19 protein-coding genes are annotated in these 21,861 nt (G+C 39.9%); 16 read left to right on the top strand and 3 right to left on the bottom strand.

What is annotated here, in order from left to right:
• The first annotated feature begins 75 nt into the window (after positions 1 to 75).
• From DC498_RS04030 to DC498_RS04040, 3 genes are read left to right on the top strand one after another with little or no spacing between them, the layout of a single operon-like run.
• Positions 76 to 726, top strand: a complete 651-nt coding sequence (locus DC498_RS04030; protein WP_116872838.1) for an NAD(P)H-dependent oxidoreductase — start codon at positions 76 to 78, stop codon at positions 724 to 726.
• A complete protein-coding gene (locus DC498_RS04035) occupies positions 689 to 1,363 on the top strand; it encodes a type 1 glutamine amidotransferase domain-containing protein (RefSeq protein ID WP_116872839.1) in 675 nt (224 codons plus the stop codon). Before DC498_RS04030 ends, DC498_RS04035 begins: the two co-directional genes overlap by 38 nt.
• A gap of 22 nt (positions 1,364 to 1,385) precedes the next feature.
• Positions 1,386 to 1,961: a Crp/Fnr family transcriptional regulator gene (locus DC498_RS04040; RefSeq protein WP_116872840.1), complete on the top strand. Its 576-nt coding sequence runs from the start codon at positions 1,386 to 1,388 to the stop codon at positions 1,959 to 1,961.
• Between the two features lie 107 nt (positions 1,962 to 2,068).
• On the opposite strand, the gene DC498_RS04045 is transcribed toward DC498_RS04040, so the two are convergent.
• Positions 2,069 to 3,103: a hypothetical protein gene (locus DC498_RS04045; protein ID WP_116872841.1), complete on the bottom strand. Its 1,035-nt coding sequence runs from the start codon at positions 3,101 to 3,103 to the stop codon at positions 2,069 to 2,071.
• Between the two features lie 263 nt (positions 3,104 to 3,366).
• Here DC498_RS04045 and DC498_RS04050 point away from each other — a divergent pair, with 263 nt between their 5' ends.
• Complete coding sequence (locus tag DC498_RS04050) at positions 3,367 to 5,382, top strand: right-handed parallel beta-helix repeat-containing protein (protein WP_116872842.1); 2,016 nt, start codon at positions 3,367 to 3,369, stop codon at positions 5,380 to 5,382.
• Positions 5,383 to 5,408: 26 nt separating this feature from the next.
• Here the strand turns inward: DC498_RS04050 and DC498_RS04055 are convergent, their stop codons facing one another.
• Entirely contained in the window at positions 5,409 to 6,317 is a 909-nt protein-coding gene (locus DC498_RS04055) for an NAD(P)/FAD-dependent oxidoreductase (RefSeq protein WP_116872843.1), read from the bottom strand.
• A gap of 276 nt (positions 6,318 to 6,593) precedes the next feature.
• Between DC498_RS04055 and DC498_RS04060 the strand changes: the two genes are divergently transcribed.
• The 12 genes from DC498_RS04060 to DC498_RS04115 all read left to right on the top strand — a co-directional run bounded on the left by DC498_RS04060 (position 6,594) and on the right by DC498_RS04115 (position 21,013).
• Entirely contained in the window at positions 6,594 to 7,100 is a 507-nt protein-coding gene (locus tag DC498_RS04060) for a GbsR/MarR family transcriptional regulator (RefSeq protein ID WP_116872844.1), read from the top strand.
• 140 nt (positions 7,101 to 7,240) lie between these two features.
• Complete coding sequence (locus tag DC498_RS04065; RefSeq protein WP_116872845.1) at positions 7,241 to 8,065, top strand: DCC1-like thiol-disulfide oxidoreductase family protein; 825 nt, start codon at positions 7,241 to 7,243, stop codon at positions 8,063 to 8,065.
• A 10-nt stretch (positions 8,066 to 8,075) separates the two neighbouring features.
• Positions 8,076 to 9,059, top strand: coding sequence for a TIGR01777 family oxidoreductase (locus DC498_RS04070; protein ID WP_116872846.1), 984 nt, complete (start codon positions 8,076 to 8,078; stop codon positions 9,057 to 9,059).
• Positions 9,060 to 9,134: 75 nt separating this feature from the next.
• Entirely contained in the window at positions 9,135 to 9,620 is a 486-nt protein-coding gene (locus DC498_RS04075) for an RDD family protein (RefSeq protein ID WP_116872847.1), read from the top strand.
• A 101-nt stretch (positions 9,621 to 9,721) separates the two neighbouring features.
• Positions 9,722 to 12,061, top strand: a complete 2,340-nt coding sequence (locus tag DC498_RS04080; protein ID WP_116872848.1) for a hypothetical protein — start codon at positions 9,722 to 9,724, stop codon at positions 12,059 to 12,061.
• A 209-nt stretch (positions 12,062 to 12,270) separates the two neighbouring features.
• A complete protein-coding gene (locus tag DC498_RS04085) occupies positions 12,271 to 13,116 on the top strand; it encodes a rhomboid family intramembrane serine protease (RefSeq protein WP_116872849.1) in 846 nt (281 codons plus the stop codon).
• A gap of 117 nt (positions 13,117 to 13,233) precedes the next feature.
• Complete coding sequence (locus DC498_RS04090; RefSeq protein WP_116872850.1) at positions 13,234 to 13,806, top strand: DUF4230 domain-containing protein; 573 nt, start codon at positions 13,234 to 13,236, stop codon at positions 13,804 to 13,806.
• 2 nt (positions 13,807 to 13,808) lie between these two features.
• On the top strand, positions 13,809 to 14,450 hold the full coding sequence (locus DC498_RS04095; RefSeq protein ID WP_116872851.1) for a DUF4230 domain-containing protein: 642 nt from the start codon (positions 13,809 to 13,811) through the stop codon (positions 14,448 to 14,450).
• 192 nt (positions 14,451 to 14,642) lie between these two features.
• Positions 14,643 to 15,971 carry a xylose isomerase gene (gene xylA / locus DC498_RS04100; protein WP_116872852.1) on the top strand — a complete coding sequence of 443 codons (1,329 nt, stop codon included), beginning with the start codon at positions 14,643 to 14,645 and terminating at the stop codon, positions 15,969 to 15,971.
• 141 nt (positions 15,972 to 16,112) lie between these two features.
• Positions 16,113 to 17,303: a pyridoxal phosphate-dependent aminotransferase gene (locus tag DC498_RS04105; protein ID WP_116872853.1), complete on the top strand. Its 1,191-nt coding sequence runs from the start codon at positions 16,113 to 16,115 to the stop codon at positions 17,301 to 17,303.
• A 63-nt stretch (positions 17,304 to 17,366) separates the two neighbouring features.
• The gene (locus DC498_RS04110) at positions 17,367 to 18,470 is read left to right on the top strand and encodes a transglutaminase domain-containing protein (protein ID WP_116872854.1); all 1,104 of its coding nucleotides are present in this window, start codon (positions 17,367 to 17,369) and stop codon (positions 18,468 to 18,470) included.
• 89 nt (positions 18,471 to 18,559) lie between these two features.
• On the top strand, positions 18,560 to 21,013 hold the full coding sequence (locus DC498_RS04115) for a prolyl oligopeptidase family serine peptidase (protein WP_116872855.1): 2,454 nt from the start codon (positions 18,560 to 18,562) through the stop codon (positions 21,011 to 21,013).
• 48 nt (positions 21,014 to 21,061) lie between these two features.
• On the opposite strand, the gene DC498_RS04120 is transcribed toward DC498_RS04115, so the two are convergent.
• Positions 21,062 to 21,826, bottom strand: a complete 765-nt coding sequence (locus DC498_RS04120) for a hypothetical protein (RefSeq protein ID WP_133176758.1) — start codon at positions 21,824 to 21,826, stop codon at positions 21,062 to 21,064.
• Positions 21,827 to 21,861: the final 35 nt, after the last annotated feature.

Raw genomic sequence — 21,861 nt, forward strand, 5'->3', positions numbered from 1 at the left:
AGGTAAAACTTGTGATATAGCTCACAGGTTAATTCCTCCTTTATACAAGAATTTTGCGTCATTAAATGTTCAATCATGACAAAGGTTTTTATAATAAACGGAGGTCAGCATTTTGCGCATTCCGGCGGAAAGTTTAATGAAACACTGGTAAAATGGGACAAAGATTTTTTTACGGCACTCAATGGCTTTGAGATAAAAACTAGCAATATAAACGATCCATATCACCCGGATGAAGAAGTGCAAAAATTTGTTTGGGCTGATGTAATTGTTTACCACACTCCGGTTTGGTGGTTCGGGTTACCGCATAAGTTTAAAGAATATCTCGACAGGGTCTTTACTGCAGGGCACCGGAGAGGCATTTATTACAGCGATGGAAGGAAGCGTGAAAATCCGGCTATTAACTATGGCACCGGAGGGTCTATGCATGGAAAAAGCTACATGCTTACAACCACCTGGAACGCGCCTGCTACGGCATTTACACTGCCTGGTGAATTTTTCTGTGAAACCAGTGTGGATGATGGCGTAATGTTTGGATTTCATCATATGAATGCTTTTACAGGCATGGAAAAGATAGAAAGCTTTCACTTTCATGACCTTGAGAAAAATGCGACGCCTGAAAGAATTGCTCTCTATAAAAAGCAGTATTCAGCACATCTGCATAATCAATTTATAAACACACACAATCGTTATGAAACCGAAAATTCTTTTTGTCGTAACCAGTCATGATGCAAAAGGTAGCACTGGTGAAAAAACCGGCTATTATCTTGGGGAAGTTTCTCATCCCTGGGAAGTATTAACAGCAGCAGGATATGAAATTGATTTTGTTAGTCCGCAGGGAGGTAATCCTCCGGTAGACGGCTTTGATCTTACCGATAGTACAAATAAAAAATTTTGGGAAGATCAATACTATCATCATAAAATTTCCCACTCAATGAAACCATCTGAGGTTATTGCCGGAGATTATAAAGCAGTTTTTTTTGCAGGGGGGCATGGCGTCATGTGGGATTTACCGGACGACTTAACTATTGCAGCCTTAGCGGCAAAAATTTATGAGAACAATGGTGTTGTTGCCGCAGTTTGTCATGGCCCGGCAGGGCTGGTTAATATTAAACTCAGCAATGGAAAATTTCTTGTTGATGGTAAAAAGGTAAATGGTTTTACAAATGAAGAAGAGGAAATGGTAAAATTAACCGGTGTAGTTCCGTTTCTGTTAGAAAATAAATTAAAAGAGCGAGGGGGCATCTATGAAAAATCTGCGCCCTGGCAACTGCATGTAACTATTGACAACAGGCTTATTACAGGTCAGAATCCTCAATCGGCAAAAGCAGTAGGAAAGGCGATACGGGATAGTTTACATCAATAGTTTTTGCCTGTATTTTTGCGGTATGGAATATGCCACTCTTTTACGAAAGCACATTGAAGAGATCATTGCAGTAACGGATGATGAGTTTAATATTATCCTGAATCACTTCAATTATAAAACGATCAGCAGGAAAGCATACCTGATAGAAGCAGGACAGAAAGTATTATCAGAGTTTTTTGTGATATCGGGTTTATTAAAAGCTTTTATGTTTGATGATGCCGGCAGGGAGCATATTGTGCAGTTTGCAATGGAAAACTGGTGGATATCAGATTATCCGGCGTACAAAATGCAGGGCAGGGGAGAGATATGTGTGCAGGCGCTGGAGCCCTGTATCGTGCTGGAACTGAGTTGGGAAAATAAACAAAAATTGTGTGCACTGATCCCGAAAATGTACCAGTTTCACAATGTAAAAGCTTTTAACGGGTTTGTAGCCTTACAGAAAAGAGTGCTCTCCTTATTAAAAAACGCTGCAAAGGAAAAATATGATTTATTGTTTGAGCAGTATCCCGAATTATTTCAGCGGATATCAAAAACAATGATTGCACATTATCTTGGGGTATCAAGAGAAACATTGAGCAGGCTGACTTTGGGAAAATAGGAAAACCGGCAAGCAGTGATTATAGCAGTTAAATGCTTCAATCACATGATATCCATATATGTCAATTTCATGATGATTATGAATAAGCCGCTTTAACGGTACAAAACCTATGTCATAAACCGTTTTCTCAATTGTTCTGCCTTTTTGCCTATTAGCCAAAACGATAATGCAAGTAAAGCGAAAAACAATCCTTTGTTGGTACGATCCCAAAAATATTCAAAGTAGCGGGTATAGATATTCAGCAGAAAGAAAACAATGGTAATATCTCTCAGGGTTTCGTCTTTCTGCCTGAAAGCATACATAAGTACGGCTATCAATACAATGGTATAAGCAATCGCCCACACAAATAATTTCCCCTGCTTTATGGCCAGCCAAACATCATAGCCCCAGTTGCCAGAAACAGATAAAAACAGGCCTGATAGTAAAAAGAATATCCAGGAGCTATACCATGTTATTAAATAATAGTTTTTGAAAAACGGTTGCCTTAGAAGAACGTAAGTAACAATAATCAGAATTATCCCGAATACACTCATACGCAGCGGGTAATTCATGCCTAAGAAATAAGTTTGAGCTGCATCAGCAGACCATGCATAGGTTTGAGTAGCCCAGCTGCTGATTAATGCGATCAACATGCATATCCAAAGTAATTTTGATTGGAGGTATATAGCAGTAATACCATATATACCTGCCGTTAAAAAAATACCGGCGCCATAGTAATGATAAGTAGTATTCGAGCTTTTGGTAAAATAGGTTATAGCTACACCTGCAGTTAGTGCTATCAACACGGTAAAGCTTTCATTGGCAAGTATGGCATAACCGAATTTCTGCTTTCTTTTTTTAGCTATCCATATCAGGAACAAAGAAAGTGCGGAAAAAATAAAACCGATTACCAGTTCAGATAATGCGAAAAAATTTCTGATTTTTTCAATCCACTTTTCATCCAGTACCAGTGTGCCAAATGCAAGTAATGCGCAGGATATGGCCGCTATAGTGGCATAAAAAACAATAGAATCAAATTCATTGCGATAGGTAGAAATGGTTTTTTTCAGTTCATCAGCTTTTTGAGTATCCAGCAACTCATCTTTTTGCCATTGTTCAATAGCATCTTCCAGTAATTTTGCTTCCTTTTTATTAATTCGCATTATGGTTTTGATTTTTAAATGTAAGAAGATTTTTTTATCACAAAACCGCGCAAAGAATTAAGGTGCATTTCAGCTTTTTGTATTTAATACATTTTGGTATCAGGCAATATTCGGAATAATATTTTTTACTGTTGTTTTATTTTACCGGCTTTGGTGCATTGCAGAGATGTTATTGTACACTTCTATTCCTGAATAATACAATTTGATAGTTTATACCGCTTATTTGTAGTGTAAATCATTATCTTGGGAGTTCAATTTTTGCCATGTATTTTCCAATGCTCAGCCTGATATTATTATCCCTTTTTGTTTCGCCGCCTAAAGCCAAAACCCATCAGTTTTTTGTGTCGGTTACGGGCAATGATACAAATGCCGGAACAAAATCTGCACCTTTTGCCTCCGTTGCTGCGGCGCAAAAAGCAGCAAGGGCTTTTAAAAAACTAAACCCGGATGTTGGTATAAAAGTTTTGATTACGCCAGGCATATATGATCTTAAGCATGCACTTGTATTTAATGCTGAAGATGGAGGCACAAAAGATGCCCCTGTAACGTATACGTCAACCGGCAATGAAGCGCCGGTATTTACCGGCGGAAAAGCAATTGTGAATTGGGTGCAGTTGAGGGATAGCAGTGTATTGAACAGGCTTGATAATGCTGTACGTCATAAAATATATGCTGCTGATATTTCAGGTACAGGCATAACTGATTTGGGAGACCCTACTGAACCGGGCAGGCGGCCTGAATTATTTTGTAATAATATCTTGCAAACACTTGCCCGCTGGCCTAATGCCGGATTTGCTGTTTCAGGAAAAGTGAAAGGAAATACCGTACTTCCGCCTACCTATATTAAAGTTAATGGTACAAAAGAAGGTGTTTTTGAATATACCGATGCAACAAAAAATAAATGGGCTGATGAAGATGATGTACGTATATGCGGCTATTTCTATTGGGATTGGGCAGAAGGATTTCAGCAGGTGAAACAAATAGATACAATTGCTAAAGTTATTACATTAAATGAGCCTTATCATCACTATGGATATAAAGACGGGTTCAGGTATTTTGGATTGAATATACTGAGTGAACTGGATAGCGCCGGCGAGTGGTATCTCGACAGAAAGCAGGGCATGCTCTATTGGTATCCCCCTGCAGGTATTGAACCTGGGAAAGCCGATGTAGTATTATCGGTATTTAGCGAAGATTTTATGGTTACCTTAAAAGATTGTGCTTACCTGGATATGGAAAACCTGGCATTCAGAGAAACAAGAGGTAGTGGCATACATATTCAGGATGGAAATAATTGCCGTATAAAAGATTGCAGGCTTGAACGTATTGGCCGCGATGGCGTGCGCATTGACAGCGGCAAAGCACATACTATAACCGGTAACTACCTGGCAGGTATGGGATTTGGCGGTATAAAAGTTTATGCAGGCAGCAGAAAAAATCTTATTCATTCTGAACATGTAATTGACAATAATATTGTTGAACATTTTTCATTATTTAAGCGCACTTATGAACCGGCTGTTCATTTTACAGGTTGTGGCATAACTATCAGGCATAACCGCTTCCGGTATTCGTCTTCTTCCGCTATGCGCCTTGATGGAAATGATATGCTGGTTGAATTTAACGAAGTAAGCTTCGTGGTGAATGAATCAGACGACCAGGGTGCAGTTGATATGTTTTTTAATCCATCTTACCGGGGAAATATTTTTCGATACAATTACTGGTCGGATATTGCCGGTGGAACCCGGCATGGCGCCGCCGGCATACGATTAGATGATATGATAAGCGGCACACTGATTTATGGTAATGTTTTTGAACGATGCGGTGTACTAAATTTTGGCGCTGTGCAGATACATGGCGGTAAAGAAAATGTGGTTGACAATAATGTGTTTTATAAATGTAATGCCGCCGTCAGCTTTTCCCCCTGGAGCAAAGAGCGCTGGCTGGCTGAACTGGAGTCGGAAAGAATGAAGAAAATGTTATACGAAGATGTGGATATTAACGCGCCGGTATATACAAACCGCTATCCTGACATCAGAAATCTTAAAACAGGAATAAACGAAAACAATATTAAGAACAACCTCATCATTGATTGTAAAACTGATTATATCAGGATTGATAAAGCACAGCAATTGAGCAACAACACTACCATTGCTTCACAAGGTTTAACGGTAACGGAATATTGTGAAACTGCCACTTTAAAAAAATATGGCATGCAGTCAATACCATTAAAGGAAATAGGCATAAAGAAAAACAAGTGGCTTTCTCTGAGCAATTCATAACGAGCAATGTTTAAAGAAGTATCGCTTTAAAAATCTTCATCCGTAAGTTCTTTATTTACCATTGCCCCGGTTATGTTGCCTGCATATACTGCAGCAGCAACAGAACGCATCATAAATGTATTGTCGCCGCAGGCATATATTCCTGCAATTGTAGTCTTTTGAAAACCATCAGTTTTAATATAACCGGCTTCATTTAATTCACAGCCCAATGAAACAGGAATATCCGAATGCTGTACAAAGGCAATAGCAGCATATACTGCAGGAAAGGACATTTTGCTGCCGTCATCAAAAACTATATTCCTGATATTACCTTTTTCGTGTTCTATTGCCGAGATTTTTGTTTCAATGATTTCAATATGGTGTTTGCCAAGCTTTGCAGATTCTTCATTATTGAATACCGCTTTACCTGAGGTTAAAATGGTAATATCTTCTGTAAGATTGTTAACCAGGGATGCGAGATGGAGCGCTTTGGCTCCGTTTGCCATAATACCTGTTTTTTTATTTCGGAATTCATAGCCGTGGCAGTAAGGACAATGAATAACCGAAATGCCCCAGCATTCCGAAAAACCTTTTATATCCGGCATAACATCTTTTATGCCCGTAGCGAAAATGAGTTTCCTGCCCGTAAATGATTTACCTGCCTGAGTGGTAATAACAAAAGCATTGCCTGTTTTTTTCCCGCTAATCGCAAGCCCGTTGTGAAATATTACACTACTGTAGCTCAAAACCTGTGCTTTGGCTTTTTCAGCTATGGCTTTCGGCGTATCACCGTCATGCGTAATAAAGTTGTGTGAATGCGGCGTTTGCCTGTTGCATGGCAATCCGCTGTCAATGAGTAAAACCCGTCTCAATGAACGCCCCAGTGCCATAGCAGCCGAAAGTCCTGCATAGCTTCCGCCAATGATGATCACGTCAAAATATTTATTATCTGTCATGGGATTGTATTTGTTGAAAGAAAAATCAATTTCGTTTACCCGTTCCTGTTGTATTTGTGCTGCTTTGCTTTAGAAGGTCAAAGTTAATAATTATTTCAATATTTGCAACGTAGTTGCAAATATTGAAATAATTATTAATGAGTTTTTACTGAACAAGGAGTTGGCATAAGGTTCTTCTTTTGCGTTGCCAGGAGCATATAAAAGCTTTACAGAATAACTTGTGATAATATTTTCAAAAATATTTGAAAATTCAAAATTTAACTATAGTTTTGAATTATGAAACTGGAAGAAGCAAAACAACAATTCATCAATAGCTGGGGGGCATTCGGCACCAACTGGGGTATTAACAGAACAATGGCGCAGATACATGCATTGTTGCTCATTAGCCCTGATCCGCTGACGCAGGATGATATGATGGAAACGCTGAACATCAGCCGCGGTAATGTAAATATGAATGTTCGCGAACTAATAGACTGGGGACTTGCAGAAAGAGTAATACTGAATGGCGAACGCAAAGAATATTTTACCGCTGAAAAAGATATATGGAAAGTAGTGAAACAAATAGTGAAGGAAAGAAAAAAGCGTGAACTGGAGCCCATGCTTCAATTGATGGATAAACTGGAACAAACTGAGGGTGATAAAAAAGACAGGCATGTAAAAGCGTTTATGGATACCGTTGAAGGCATTAAGAAACTCGGAAAACATGCGGATAAAACATTAGATGCTTTAATAAAAGCTGAAGAGCATTGGTTTGTGAGTAATGTGGTGAAGATGTTTAAATAGGGGAGAAGTGGTAAGAGGTAAGGGGTAAATAGGTGGCTGTTTTTACACCTTGTGCCCTGCACCTTCTACTATGGCTGCAAATTGCGGCTTTTATTTAGTAACTAATTTTCATTATTTTCTGAAAATATAAATATTTTAATATGAAACAGAAGCTGCTTATTTATGATGATAATTGCCCGCTCTGCGCCTGGTATAGTAACCTGTTTGTGAAATATGGTTTGCTGCAATCTGAAGAAAGAAAACCTTTTTCAAGGCTCGATAATGATATTCTCCTCCGGATAGATTTTGATAAAGGAAAAGATGAGATACCCTATATAGATACAGTCACAGGCAAAGTATTATACGGCATTGATGCGCTGGTTGACATACTCTCTGAAAAAATGCCCTGGCTGCCTGCAGTTGTTAATATAAAACCTGTAAACTGGTTCTTACGAAAACTATATAAGCTCGTATCATATAACCGGAAAGTTATTGTAGCCAGAAAATGCGGAAAGGGCGATATTGATTGCGCGCCTTCTTTTAATATATTTTACCGCCTGCTGTTTCTGGTATTATTCCTGGCATTTAACTCAGCGATGGTCTATCCCATTCATACCTATGTGCTCTCAGCTATACCTGCTTATACCAAATCTTTTTACGAGGTGGAAACAGCGCATTTTATTTTGGTAGCGCTTAATTGTACACTTGCGTTTACCCTGCCCGCTAAAAGAGCGTTTGAATATATCGGACAGGTGAATATGCTGGCGTTTGAAACCGTATTGCTTTTACTGCTGCTGATTCCGGTGCTTGCCTATTTTTCCTCAGCGATATGGATTGTCTGCCTGTACTTTTTGTTGCTCACCATCTTTATCATCAGTGAATACCTGCGGAGGATGGACTATGCCGGCATCATTACCCGCAATCGCTGGCTCGCAGCAATCAATATCACTTCTTTTTCCGGAATTATTCTTTATATCATCAGTTAAATATTTCAGTATGAAAAACAAAAAAATAATTATTGCAGGTGGCACTGGTTTTATTGGTGAAGAAATGATCAGGTATTTCGGGAAAAATAATCACCTGGTTATTCTTACCCGGCAAATGATAAACGCTTTAAACAATCGCAATAAATATTATTCCCTCAGCAGTACTGACCTTGCAAACGTACAATATGTTAAATGGGATGGTATCAACACAGGTGATTGGGTGGCATTGATTGAAGGAGCGGATATTGTTATTAACCTTGCCGGTAAATCTGTAAACTGCCGTTACACACCAAAGAACAAGCAGGAAATTTTTGATAGCAGGACCGATAGTGTGAATGCCATTGGTAATGCCATCCGCCTGTGTAAAAATCCGCCGGAACTTTGGGTGAACGCATCTTCGGCTACTATATACCGTAATGCCGTGGATCGCAGGCAGGATGAATATACCGGTGAATACCATAACGACTTTTCCGTTCAGGTTTGTAAAAAATGGGAGAAGGCTTTATATGAACAGGAAACGCCTTATACCCGCAAAGTTGCGCTGCGCATGGCAATCACTTTAGGACCAGGTGGAGTGCTGATCCCTTATTTCAATTTGCTCAAATTTGGTTTGGGAGGAAGGCAGGGCAGCGGTAACCAGATGTATAGCTGGGTACATGCAGAAGATACCTGCCGCATGATAGTATGGTTATATGAACATAAACACCTGTCAGGCACATTTAATTGTTGTTCGCCCAATCCTGTGTCCAATGCTGAATTTATGCGGTTGCTTCGTAAAGCAACGGGGCATGCATTTGGTTTACCGGCTTATGAATGGATGCTCAAACTCGGCGCGCCATTAATCGGCACCGAAACAGAACTGGTATTGAAGAGCCGGTGGGTTGTGCCAACAAAAATTATAGAAACAGGCTTTCAGTTTAAATATCCACTCCTGAAAGATGCACTGGCAGATATTATACGAAAAGTACCGAGGCGGCAGTATCATTTGTTTTAAAAATAGCATTTAAAAAGATATATTAGAAGTGTAATTAAATTTGTTATTCAACGTTAAACCCTAAAAAAATGCCATATGGAAAATACTGAAGTAAATCTCCTTGCAGATATTGAATCTACTCATTTGGTTCAGGCAAGCACAGGTAAACGGTTTGCCAATTATATTATTGATCTCATCATTTTTTATATTGCCATTTTTGCATCCGCTTTTATATTCGCAATGATAAACCCCGGATTTGTTGATTGGCTTAACACTGCTGGTAACAGTGCCGGGTTTGGAGTGCTGGATCGGTTGATCGGGCTTATTTTGTATGGCTTATTTATGGGATTGATTGAGACCCTTACCAAAGGAAGATCTTTAGGAAAACTGATCACCCGCACCAGGGCGGTAAACCAGGATGGCACTACCATTTCAGCAGGTACAGCTTTTTTACGTGGGTTATGTCGTGCAGTGCCTTTTGATGGTTTCAGCGCTCTTGGCTCTCCGTCTTTTCCCTGGCACGACAAATGGACAAAAACTTATGTAATAGACATTAAAGATTCCACTATCTTCCAATCATAAATACAGCTTTAACGTATTTTTCTTTTTGCAAACAAGTATGCAGGCGCATTCTATATCTCCTTGATATATATTGCTAATAATTGTTTTTGTAAATAGATAGTATGCTTAAAAGATTAATAAGACTAGCCCTTGGTTTAGTAATTGTCGCAATAGCAGACGCAAATGTTGCTGCACAATCCATATCATTAAAAAACGCGGTAGTCAATATTGCTCCTTCAGTTCCTTCGCCCATGCGCCAAACAGTATACAAGGTGCTTTCTGAAGAAATAGCGCAACGCTCGGGTATTACACTTAAAGCTTCGGGTAGCAGTGCAGCAAAATCTGCACAAGCTATTATGATCGCATTATCATCTGACCCTGCACTCAATAGTGAAATACTTGCCAGGCTCGATAAAGCCGGACCTGAATTTAAAAAAGAAGGCTTTCGTGTAGTAAGCATGCCCGGCAATACAATATGGATCGTAGGCGCTGATGCCCGTGGTGTTTTGTTCGGTGCCGGCTGGCTGCTGCGTAATCTTCATATGGAAAAAGGCATCGTGCAGCTTAACGCGCCGGTAGATCACGCGTCATCACCTGCTTATCCTATTCGGGGGCACCAGTTAGGCTACCGTACTACGGCAAACTCTTATGATGCATGGGATGTGAAGCAATACGAGAAATATATAAGAGAGCTTGCCATATTCGGCAGCAATGCGGTTGAGGGCATTCCTTTTCATGAAGATGATTCGCCAAGCCCGCATTTTAAAATACCTGCCGCTGAAATGAATGTGCGCTTAAGTGAAATTTGCCAGGCTTATGATATGGATTACTGGGTATGGATACCGGCAACTTTCGACCTGACCAATAAAGAAAAAAGAAAGGCTGAGCTTGATATGCACGAGGCATTTTATAAAAAATGCCCGCGGCTTGATCATATATTTTTCCCTGGTGGAGATCCCGGAGATAATCATCCTTCTGAAGTAATGCCCTTCTTAAAAGAGTTACAAAGCCGTTTGGTAAAATATCATCCCAATGCAAAAGTCTGGATTTCATTGCAGGGTTTTAGCGAAGAGCAGGTAGATTATTTTTACCAATATCTCAGGCATGAAAACCCTGATTGGTTAGAAGGAGTAGTATCCGGCCCCAGCAGCCCTCCTGTAGCTGAAACGCGTTTCCGTCTTCCTGCAAAATACAAACACAGGCAATATCCTGATATAACACATTCCATTCGTTGCGAATTCCCGGTTGAAAAATGGGACCAGGCTTATGCGCTTACCCTTGGCCGTGAGTCGGTAAATCCACGCCCTTTTGCCTTTGCAAAAATTCACGAAACTTATGCGCCATTTACAGATGGTTTTGTTTCTTATTCCGATGGTTGCCATGATGATGTGAACAAAGTAATATGGAGTATGCGTGGCTGGGATCCGCAGATGAATGTAAATACTATACTTGAGGAGTATACACAATTCTTCTTTAATCCTAAAGTAGCTCAACCTGCTGCTGCCGGTATTGCCGCGCTGGAGCAAAACTGGTACGGACCACTACAGCAAAATGGTGGCGTGGAAGCCAGCTTTTCGTTCTGGAAAAATCTTGAAACAACAAATTCCTCTTTACAAAATAACTGGCGCTGGCAAATGCTTTTGCTGCGGGCATATTATGATACGTATACCCGCCGAAGGTTAATATATGAGCAATCGCTGGAACAGCAGGCTAATGAAATATTACAAACGGCAAATACATCAAATACCGCTGCTGCAATGCAGCAGGCATTGGCGTTGGTGAATAAAGCAGATAGCGAACCGGCATCCGTTGATCTGAGAAAACGTATAGAAACGCTTTGTGAAAATCTGTATCAATCTATAGGATTACAGACCAGCGTACCAAAATATAAAGCTAAAGGGTATGAGCGTGGTGCTGTACTCGATTTTGTAGATTACCCGTTAAATAACCGCTGGTGGCTGGCAGATGAATTTGAAAAGCTGAAAAAAGAACCTGCGGAAAAACAGGTAGCACGTTTGCTGCTGATAGGCAAATGGGAAAACCCCGGTAGCGGTAATTATTATGATGATATATCCAGCGTAAGCAAAGGTCCGCGGGTAAAAACCATTTCTGATGATGCCACAGATATAGCCTGGTGGGACAATGGAAAAAGCCGCAGGCGGTTATCATTCCAAACCTTTCAACGCTGCCCGGTGATTGAATATACTAATCTTGATCCCAATACAAGGTATATGATCCGTGTTTGTGGTTCAGGTGATGCACTTATCCGTGTTGATGGTCAAAGGCTTTCACCAATATTGTATAGTAAAGAATCCGAAACCTTTAAAGAATGGATAGTGCCATTGAATGCGAATGCCGATGGAAAAATGACCATTACTTTTGACGAACCGGAAGAATCAGATCTGAACTGGCGTAATCAATCCAAGATATTTGATATATGGTTGCTGAGGGGAGGGCTGTGAACTGTGGGCGATGGGCGATCAGCTGTCAGCTATCAGCGATAGGCTTTCAGCCGTCAGCCGTTAGCAGACTACATGAACATTAGAGCAAACTGTGCTATTATTCAACTTATGGCAGCCTACTTTCAATTGCTGTATAGCTGACAGCTAATAGCTAATCCCTATATTCATTATTTTTGTTCCGGGTTAAATATAGTACCCTCATCTATAATATGGAATATACCATTATTATCAGCCTGCTGATCATAGCAGCCAATGTAATTGTATCAAATAAGGGATTTAAGAACATTGAGTTTTTCAGTCGCTACTCATTTGAGGTAGAGAAGGTAACCTTATACAAACAATATGATCGTATCGTTACATCAGGTTTTCTGCATGTAAACTGGATGCATTTAATCTTCAACATGCTTTCGCTTTTTTTGTTCAGCGGAAGCCTTGCAGCTATATTAAACCCATTTTCCTATTTACTGGTATATTTTGGCAGTCTTATCTGCGGCAATTTATTTGCACTGCTTATTCATAAAAAAGATAGCGATTATAGTTCGGTTGGTGCATCAGGTGCGGTAAGCGGATTGATATTCGCAGCTATCGCGTTATCGCCCGGGTTCAGCATAGGATTATTTTTTATACCCATTGGTATTCCTGCCTGGATATTCGGGCTCGCTTTTGTGCTGTATTCCATTTATGGTATCCGTTCCCGCAAAACCAATGTCGGGCATGAAGCGCACCTTGGTTCTGCAATTACCGGGCTGCTGATTGGTATTCTGCTCGACCCATCTGTGCTGCGCTATAATTTATTCCCTATACTCGTTATATTAATACCGTCACTTATTTTTCTTTATGTCATCATTAAAAAACCACATTTGCTGATGGTGGATAATCTTTTTTACAAGCAACATTCAAAATATTATACCATCGAAGACAAATACAATTCAAAAAAAGCTAATGCTCAGAGACAGGTAGACCAGATACTGGAAAAAATTCATAAACGCGGTATGAACAGCCTTACCAGAAAAGAAAAGGAAATACTGGATGAATATTCCAAAACAGTGAGATAGATAGTGCATTTCTTTTATGGGCTTAGCTGCATTACTACTATTAAACTACAGTGGCGTCGCACACTTCTGCTTCAGTAAATAATTCAACATATTGCAACACCTTACTTAAATTGCATTATGCTTAAGCAACTATTTCTATATAGCATCATTGGTTTATTATTCTTTTCCTGCACAAATAAGCAGGCCGCTCGGCAACAGGAGATTTTGGCGCTGAAAGAAATGAACCAACTGGTAACAGTGGAGTATGTTGTTAACAAGATCATCAAAGCAAGCGATGACCAAACCTGGTATAAGTTCGGCGATAGAAAAATTTTAATGACCTGCGAAGCAACACTGAAAGCAGGCATTGACTTTTCAAAAATCAATGCCACGGATATTAATATTACTGATAAAGAAATCATACTGACACTTCCTCAGGCCACTTTATTTTCACTGAATATAAAACCTGAAGATATTAAAGTCGCATACCAGGAAATAGGCGCTTTCAGAAATGAATTTTCATCGCAGGAAAGAAATATGCTCGCTGCACAGGCGCAAACCCAGATACAGGCGAGCGCAGATTCGCTGGGTGTTTTGCAAACAGCAGAAACGAATGCCAGTCTTTTTGTAGGTAATTTTTTGCGAAACCTGGGATATGAAAAAGTAACAGTAAGATTTGGAGAAACAGGCGCTCCTGCTAAACTCAATTAACAATGCTTAAGAAAACGGTTAAATATATTGTAATTGCTCTGGTCGTTATCGTACTGGCCCTGTTGTTTAAAGATAAATGGCTTCCTTCCATTGCAAATATTTTTAAGCCTAAGCCGGTCATTATTGAGGATACTCCCATTCTTATTAAGCAAATAAATGAACTTGCGCAACTCTGCACCGTTACAATTTTTGATGAAGTGGTGGCTGATTCAGCAGAGATCAGGAAAAAATCGGCCATCGAAACATTATTACCCGATCTTTCTGCTTTTGGAGCGCTTCCCATAACCGGGAGAAGAATGGTGATTATTGCGAGGGGTAAAATAATAGCAGGAACCGATCTGAAAAAATTGCAACCAGGGTCTGTATTTATTCAAGAAGATTCTGTAAGGCTTACACTTCCGCCGGCAGAAATCCTGGATGTTATAATGAACCCTGCAGATATTGAAACCTTTAGCGAGGTTGGTGAATGGAATGATAAAGAAATAACCGCCGTTAAAATAAAAGCGCGGAACAAAATGATTGACCGCGCTATGAAACAACAGGTTCTTGAAAAAGCTGAGGAAAGAAGTATGATATTGATGGAAAATTTTTTGAGGGGAACGGGATTTAAAAAAATAAAAGTAAAACTAAATAAACCTGCCTGAGGAATTACTACTGAATTTTACAATCGTGTAGAAAATTAAATTACAATTGAGTAATATTAAAATAATTGTCATTTTTACACATATTTTCTGAATGGCTGAAATCAGCAATATATTTCAATGATTATATATTATCTTTAGCCCCCTTAGAAATCAGGGATAACGATTATTTGTTCAAAAAAATCTTTTAACAATATGAGCATCATTACAGGTAACAGGGAATATTTTCCTGGTATAGGACAAATTAAATACGAAGGTCAGCAGTCTGATAACCCGCTTGCGTATAAATGGTATGATGAGAACAGGGTAGTAGCAGGTAAATCTATGAAAGATCATTTTCGCTTTGCAGTAGCTTACTGGCATACGTTCTGTGGCACCGGCGCTGATCCTTTTGGGCCGGGCACAAAAAAATTTCCCTGGGATGAAAATGCTGATGCTGTACAAAGGGCAAAAGATAAAGCAGATGCCGCGTTCGAATTTATCACCAAATTGGGTGTGCCTTATTACTGTTTTCACGACATTGACCTGGTTGATGAAGGTAGCTCGCTTGGTGAATATGAAAGCCGTGTAAAAACAATAGTTGACTATTTAAAAGAAAAACAGAAAGCCAGTGGTGTTAAACTACTTTGGGGCACAGCCAATGTATTTTCTAATCCGCGTTATATGAATGGCGCATCTACCAATCCGGATTTTGCTTCTGTGGCCTACGCAGGTGCGCAGGTTAAAAATGCGTTGGATGCCACTATTGCACTTAATGGCGAAAATTATGTTTTCTGGGGTGGGAGAGAAGGTTATATGACGCTGCTCAATACAGATATGAAACGAGAGCTGGATCACCTCGGTCAGTTCCTTACCATTGCCCGTGACTATGCCCGCAAGAATGGTTTTAAGGGTACATTTTTTATAGAGCCCAAACCCTGCGAGCCAACGAAACATCAATATGATTATGACAGCGCTACAGTTATTGGATTTTTACGTCAATATGGCTTGGATAAGGATTTTAAGCTGAATCTTGAAGTGAACCACGCAACACTTGCCGGTCATACCTTCCAGCATGAGTTGCAGGTAGCTGCTGATAATGGTATGCTTGGCAGTATGGATGCCAACCGCGGCGATTACCAGAATGGCTGGGATACTGATCAGTTTCCTGTTAATCTGAATGAACTGGCAGAGTGTTTACTGATCATTCTTGAAGCAGGTGGTTTTGCCGGTGGTGGCGTAAACTTTGATGCTAAAACAAGACGTAATTCCACCGACCTGGAAGATATTTTCCATGCACATATTGGTGGTATGGATGCTTTTGCAAGAGCACTGGTTATAGCTGATAATATTCTGCAGAAATCGCCTTATAAAAAATTCAGGAAAGATCGTTATGCTTCTTTTGACAGCGGTAAAGGAAAAGCGTTTGAAACAGGCAAATTAAGCCTTGAAGATCTCAGGAACTATGCTGCTGAAAATGGTGAGCCAAAACAAACCAGCGGCAGGCAGGAATGGCTGGAAAATATTATTAACAGGTATATATGATAGCTTTCAGCTATGAGCTATAGGTGGTGGGTTAGCATCCAGATAGCCCATATCACGGCTCAAAGCTGACTGTCCATTTGCATATTTTCCATACCTTTGCTGGCTTTTTTAAAACCAGTAACATTAAAATATTATCATTAAATGAAACTTTCTTCCCGTTTACAAAAGTTCAATGAACCTGAAACATTGAAGATGGCTAAGCTTGGCCGTGAATTAAGAGCCAAAGGCGTAGATGTAATTGATTTAAGCCTTGGCGAACCTGATTTTGATACGCCTGATCATGTTAAAGCTTCAGGAAAAAAAGCGATTGATGATAACTATAGTCACTATACACCGGTAGCAGGGTATGCTGATCTTCGCGAAGCTGTATGTGTGAAACTTAAACGTGATAATAATCTTGATTATAAACCGGAAAACATACTGGCTTCCACAGGAGCAAAGCAGAGTTTGGCTAATGTTATTTTAGCTGTTGTTGATATTGGCGATGAAGTAATTATTCCAACGCCTTTCTGGGTTACCTATTCTGAGCTTGTTCGTTTGGCAGATGGTAAACCTGTATTCGTTCAGTCATCTATTGAAAGCAATTATAAGATCACACCTGAGCAGCTTGAAAAAGCGATTACACCCAAAACAAAGCTGTTCATGTTCTCTTCTCCCTGCAATCCTTCAGGTTCTGTATACAGCAGGGAAGAATTAAAGGGATTGGCTGAAGTATTCAAAAAACATCCTGATATTCTTATCATCTCCGATGAGATATATGAGTATATCAATTACAAGGGCAAGCATGAAAGCATTGCACAGTTTGCTGAAATAAAAGACAGGGTAATTATTGTTAATGGTTTGAGTAAAGGCTTTGCCATGACCGGCTGGCGCCTTGGTTATATTGCCGCTGATCCTGTAATAGTAAAAGGATGTGAAAAATTACAGGGACAATTGACCAGCGCTACCTGCTCTATTACACAGCGTGCCGCTATTGATGCACTCACCGGCGACCTTACACCATCTCATGAAATGTTGAAAGCGTTTACAGAACGCCGTAAGCGAATACTGGATTTGTTGAAAGAAATTCCTGGCGTGGAATGCGCGGTTCCGGATGGTGCTTTCTATGTGTTTCCGAAAGTTGATGCATATTTTGGGAAAAAAGACGGAGATGCGGTTATGGCGAATGCTGATGATCTTTGTATGTATCTCCTGAATACAGCCCATGTATCTACGGTAACCGGAAGCGCGTTTGGCGAACCAACCTGCATCCGCATTTCTTTTGCCAACAGTATGACGAATATTGAAAAAGCATTGGCACGTATTAAAGATGCGCTGGCTAAGCTGAAATAGTGAAATTTATTTTAATATCAAAAGGTCATCATAAATGGTGACCTTTTTTATTAAATTTAGGGTATGAAACCCTTTGTGCTGATATGCTGTATGATGCTGGTTTTAGAACCAATGCTGCATGCACAATCAGTGAATGCAGATTCTGCATCTGCAAAACCTGTTACCCCTCAGAGGAAAGCTACAATTGATGAATCCGCCGCTTCGCTGGCAATGTATTTTCAGTCGCTTTATAAAAACAAAACAGACCAGCTGCAGGCAGCCTATAGTTGGGTTACCACGCATATACAATATAATTACGACAGCTCCTATTATTTCAATAATGTTGATCATGAAGTGAAAGTTGCGGCAACATTGAGGAGGAGAAAAGGTGTTTGTGAAAATTTCGCTGTTTTGTTTGCTGATCTTGCCACCAGGATGGACATCCCCGCCTTTGTAGTGCATGGTTATACACCCGCAGCTGCCACCGGCAAAAACGCTGCGCATAGCTGGTGTGCGGTTTATTTAAATAACGACTGGTATTTATGTGATCCCACCTGGGACGCCGGGCTGCCATCCCGCAATAATTATTTTCTTGGAACCGCTTCACAATTTATTTCATCGCATGTTCCTTTCGATCCTGTCTGGCAACTGATGGAAAAGCCTGTGGGATATAAACGCTCAAAAGGTAATGCGGTATTTAATTATAAAGATTCAATTGCCGTATTCCTGGCATCAGACAGCCTTCAGCAGTATATGGCAATAGAAAGGCGAATGAAGCAAATGAATACTGATAAAGAATTGTTCCGGATATGGCAGAGCTATAACAGAATGAAAATAGTAATTATAGCTGAAGAGGAAAACATGAATTTATATAATGCAGCGGTGGCTGATCTGAATAATGCAGCTGCATTTTTTAACACATTTGTAAATTACCGTAACAATAAATTCCTGCCGGCAAAAACAGATAAAGAAATAGAAAAAATGCTGGATCCCATTAATGAATTAATTGCCGCGGCAAAAAGCAAGATCAGTAAAATTGGGTTAATTACAGAAAATTACCAGTATGATACTTCGACGCTTCAATCAAAACTTGACAAGCTGCTCAAAAGAAGTGAAGAACAAAAATTTTTCCTGAAAAAATATTTAACTACCAACATTGCAGAACGCGAACAGCTAATGTATCGCTGAATGTAATGTTGCGGCTTGCCTGAATATTGCCTCATTCCTTCTTTCTCAATAATATCTATACTTATCTTTACTCAATATTAAACAGGTATATGAAACAGGCATTTGCATTATCCATATTTACAATACTCATTATTTCTGCAGCAGTAGCCCAGGATACTGTTTATTTTGAAAAAGGTTTATCAGTAAGTGGCGTGCATAAGTATGGCCGTGAAGCTTTATATACTGATTTATTAGCACACCAGTTATATTCCGGAACATTGCAAAAGCCTGGTAACGGGATTGTATTCGCCACCGGAGATACCGGGCAGCAGTTGATATGGAAAGAAGTGATGGCAGATAGTCTTCACCGGTTCCGTATACCCGGCCGCATGTTTGCTAATAATAGTTATTTGTATGTTACATATATGTCAGACAAGCAAAAAAACGCTATACTGAATACTAAAGGAACCAACGCTGTATATGTAAACGGAGTGCCGCATGCCGGCGATCTTTATGCTTCCGGATGGTTACATCTTCCTGTAACGCTAAAGAAAGGACTGAACGAATTCTATATCCGGACAGGGTTCGGAACAATAGTTTCTCTTTCATTTCCAGCTAAAGCAGTCTTTTTAAATACGGAAGACCCAACAGTACCGGTAATAAACCTTGAAGAAAATAATACTGCGCTGAAAGGAGCGATTGTGGTGGTGAATAATACAGCCAAACCTGCTGCAGGTCTGAAAATGACAGCTGTTATCAATAACAGTACAATAGAAACTGTATTACCTGTAATACCGGCAATGGCTACACGAAAAGTGATTTTTAACTTCGATGCTTCATCCATAAAAGAAAAAGGTAATTTTCAGCTTGATATCAGCCTGCTGCATAAAAATACCATTATAGATAACAGCAGTACACAATTGGAAGCTGTACCGGCAGGTGAACAATACAGTAATACGTTTATTAGTGAAATAGATGGCAGCTTGCAATACTATGCGGTAACCCCTCAATCGTCATCAGAAAAAAACAATGCAGCGCTTTTTCTTTCTGTGCATGGCGCGGGAGTGGAAGCTATAGGTCAGGCGAGGGCATATAAACCTAAAGACTGGGGAACGCTTGTTGCCGCAACCAATCGCAGACCTCGCGGTTTTAACTGGGAAGACTGGGGGCGATTAGATGCAATGGAAGTATTGACCCTTGCAAAAAATAAATTTAAACCCGATCCTGCGCAAATATATCTTACCGGTCATTCAATGGGCGGGCACGGCACATGGTTCCTGGGCGCAACATATCCTGATAAATGGGCAGCAATTGCTCCAAGTGCCGGCTACCCCACATTAAAAGATTATGGTTCTCATGACGGAAAAATTCCTGACACAACTTCTTCACAAGCCGAGCAAATATTATTACGCGCAGGTAATCAAAGTGACGTAATAAAACTGGCAGAAAATTACAAGCCGCTGGGTGTATATATCTTCCATGGCGATTCAGACAGAACGGTTTCTGTTGAATATGCAAGGCAGATGCGCAAAGTGCTGGGCGGGTTTCATACTGATTTTGCCTATAAGGAATACCCGGGCGGAAGCCACTGGTTCAGTAATGAAAGTGTTGATTGGCCGCCGCTTTTCAACTTCTTTAAGGTGCATACATTATTACCCGACAGCGCTGTAAATAATATTGATTTTAAAACTTCGAGTCCCGGCATATCTGCTGCATTCAGATGGGCAACCATTATGCAGCAGGAGTATCCACTGCAATTCAGCCGCATAAAATTAACCAGGGATATTAAACAAAGAAAGATAACAGGTTCAGCAGAAAATATACGCCTGCTAAAATTATCGCTTGCACAATTCGGCAATAACGCTGCGGTACAAATTGTACTGGATGGTGCAAGCAACCTCTCTTATGTCACAACCAGTGCTACAGATGAAATATTCCTGATAAAAAATAATGATACCTGGAGTATAGGAAAAGCGCCTTTGCTTTCAGAAAAAAAACCTTTGCGTTATGGCACTTTTAAAGAAGGATTCAACCATCAAATGGTATTTGTATATGGCACAAAAGGAAATAAAGCTGAGAATGATTGGGCGTACAACAAAGCTGTGTATGATGCTGAGTCATGGTATTACCGTGGTAATGGCGCGGTAGATATTATTCCTGATAAAGCATATAATTTAAACGCGTACCAGGGACGCAATGTTATTCTATTTGGCAATGCACAAACCAATAGCGCATGGCAATTATTATTGGGTGATTCTCCAATACAGGTAGAGAGAAATAAAATAAAAGTTGGTGACAAAACTTATGAAGGAGATGATATTGCAGCATATTTTGTGTATCCGATAAAAAACACAGATACTAATTCCATTGCTGTTATCAGCGGCACCGGGCTGAAAGGAATGAATGCTGCAAATGCCAATCAGTATTTTGCCGGGGGCAGCGGCTTCCCGGATTTTATGATTTTCAGGTTAAATATGTTGAAAGAAGGCAGCAATGCTATTGAAGCTGTCGGATTTTTTGATAATGACTGGAAACTGGATGAAAGAAATAAAATCACGAAATAAATTATTCCAGGCAAAAAGCCCTCGAAATACTTCATCCAATACAAAGTGTTAACCTTTTTTGTGTGATCGCCTGGTATATTTGTCCTGGGGCGGTGCTGTTTTATTTGTGAACTCCCTGTATTTATCATTGATATATACCAGCATTGCTGCTTTATCATTTGCCCTGCAAAATTTATAAGTAGGCCTGTAATTCAGCATGAATGTTTGTAAAGAATCGCCTTTTAAGCCTGTAAGCTGTGAGATATATTGATAAGGGAATTTGGAATCTATATAATATTCCTGCTCCTGCTGATAGAATGTTTTCTTAAACCTGCGCTGCTCTTTCTCTTTTTTTGAGAACCTGGTAATCGGGCTGAATGTAACACCAACACCATCTGTTGGCGTATTCCCTCTGCCACCAACCAGTTTGCTTTTGGAAGTTCCCAATACGTCTGCAAACTCTTCCGCCCTGCTTATGGAATCTACCTGGTATTTGCTTAATCCACCAATGTCTATATCTTCAAGCTGGATGATATTTTGAAGAAGATAGATATCTAAACCATCGGTTAACATTGATTGTTTCACTATAATGGTATCAGAAATATAACTTACTGAAGAAAAGATAATTCTGTCGCCTAAGGAAGCTGGTATTTTATAATTACCTCCCATATCGCTTATTGATATGGCATTGGTATTAACATTCTTTACGGTTGCCGCAATTACCACCCGCTCATATCCCCTGTCAAATATTTTTCCGTGCAAAGAAGACTGACCCCAGCCGTATACACAAGTCATCATAAAAATAAGAAATGCCCCTAAAAATCTAGTGTTCATAAGTAGCGCAAAATAAACCAGATAAATCTGTTTAG

Source organism: Terrimonas sp., assembly GCF_003075435.1.
Taxonomy (GTDB): Bacteria; Bacteroidota; Bacteroidia; order Chitinophagales; family Chitinophagaceae; genus Agriterribacter.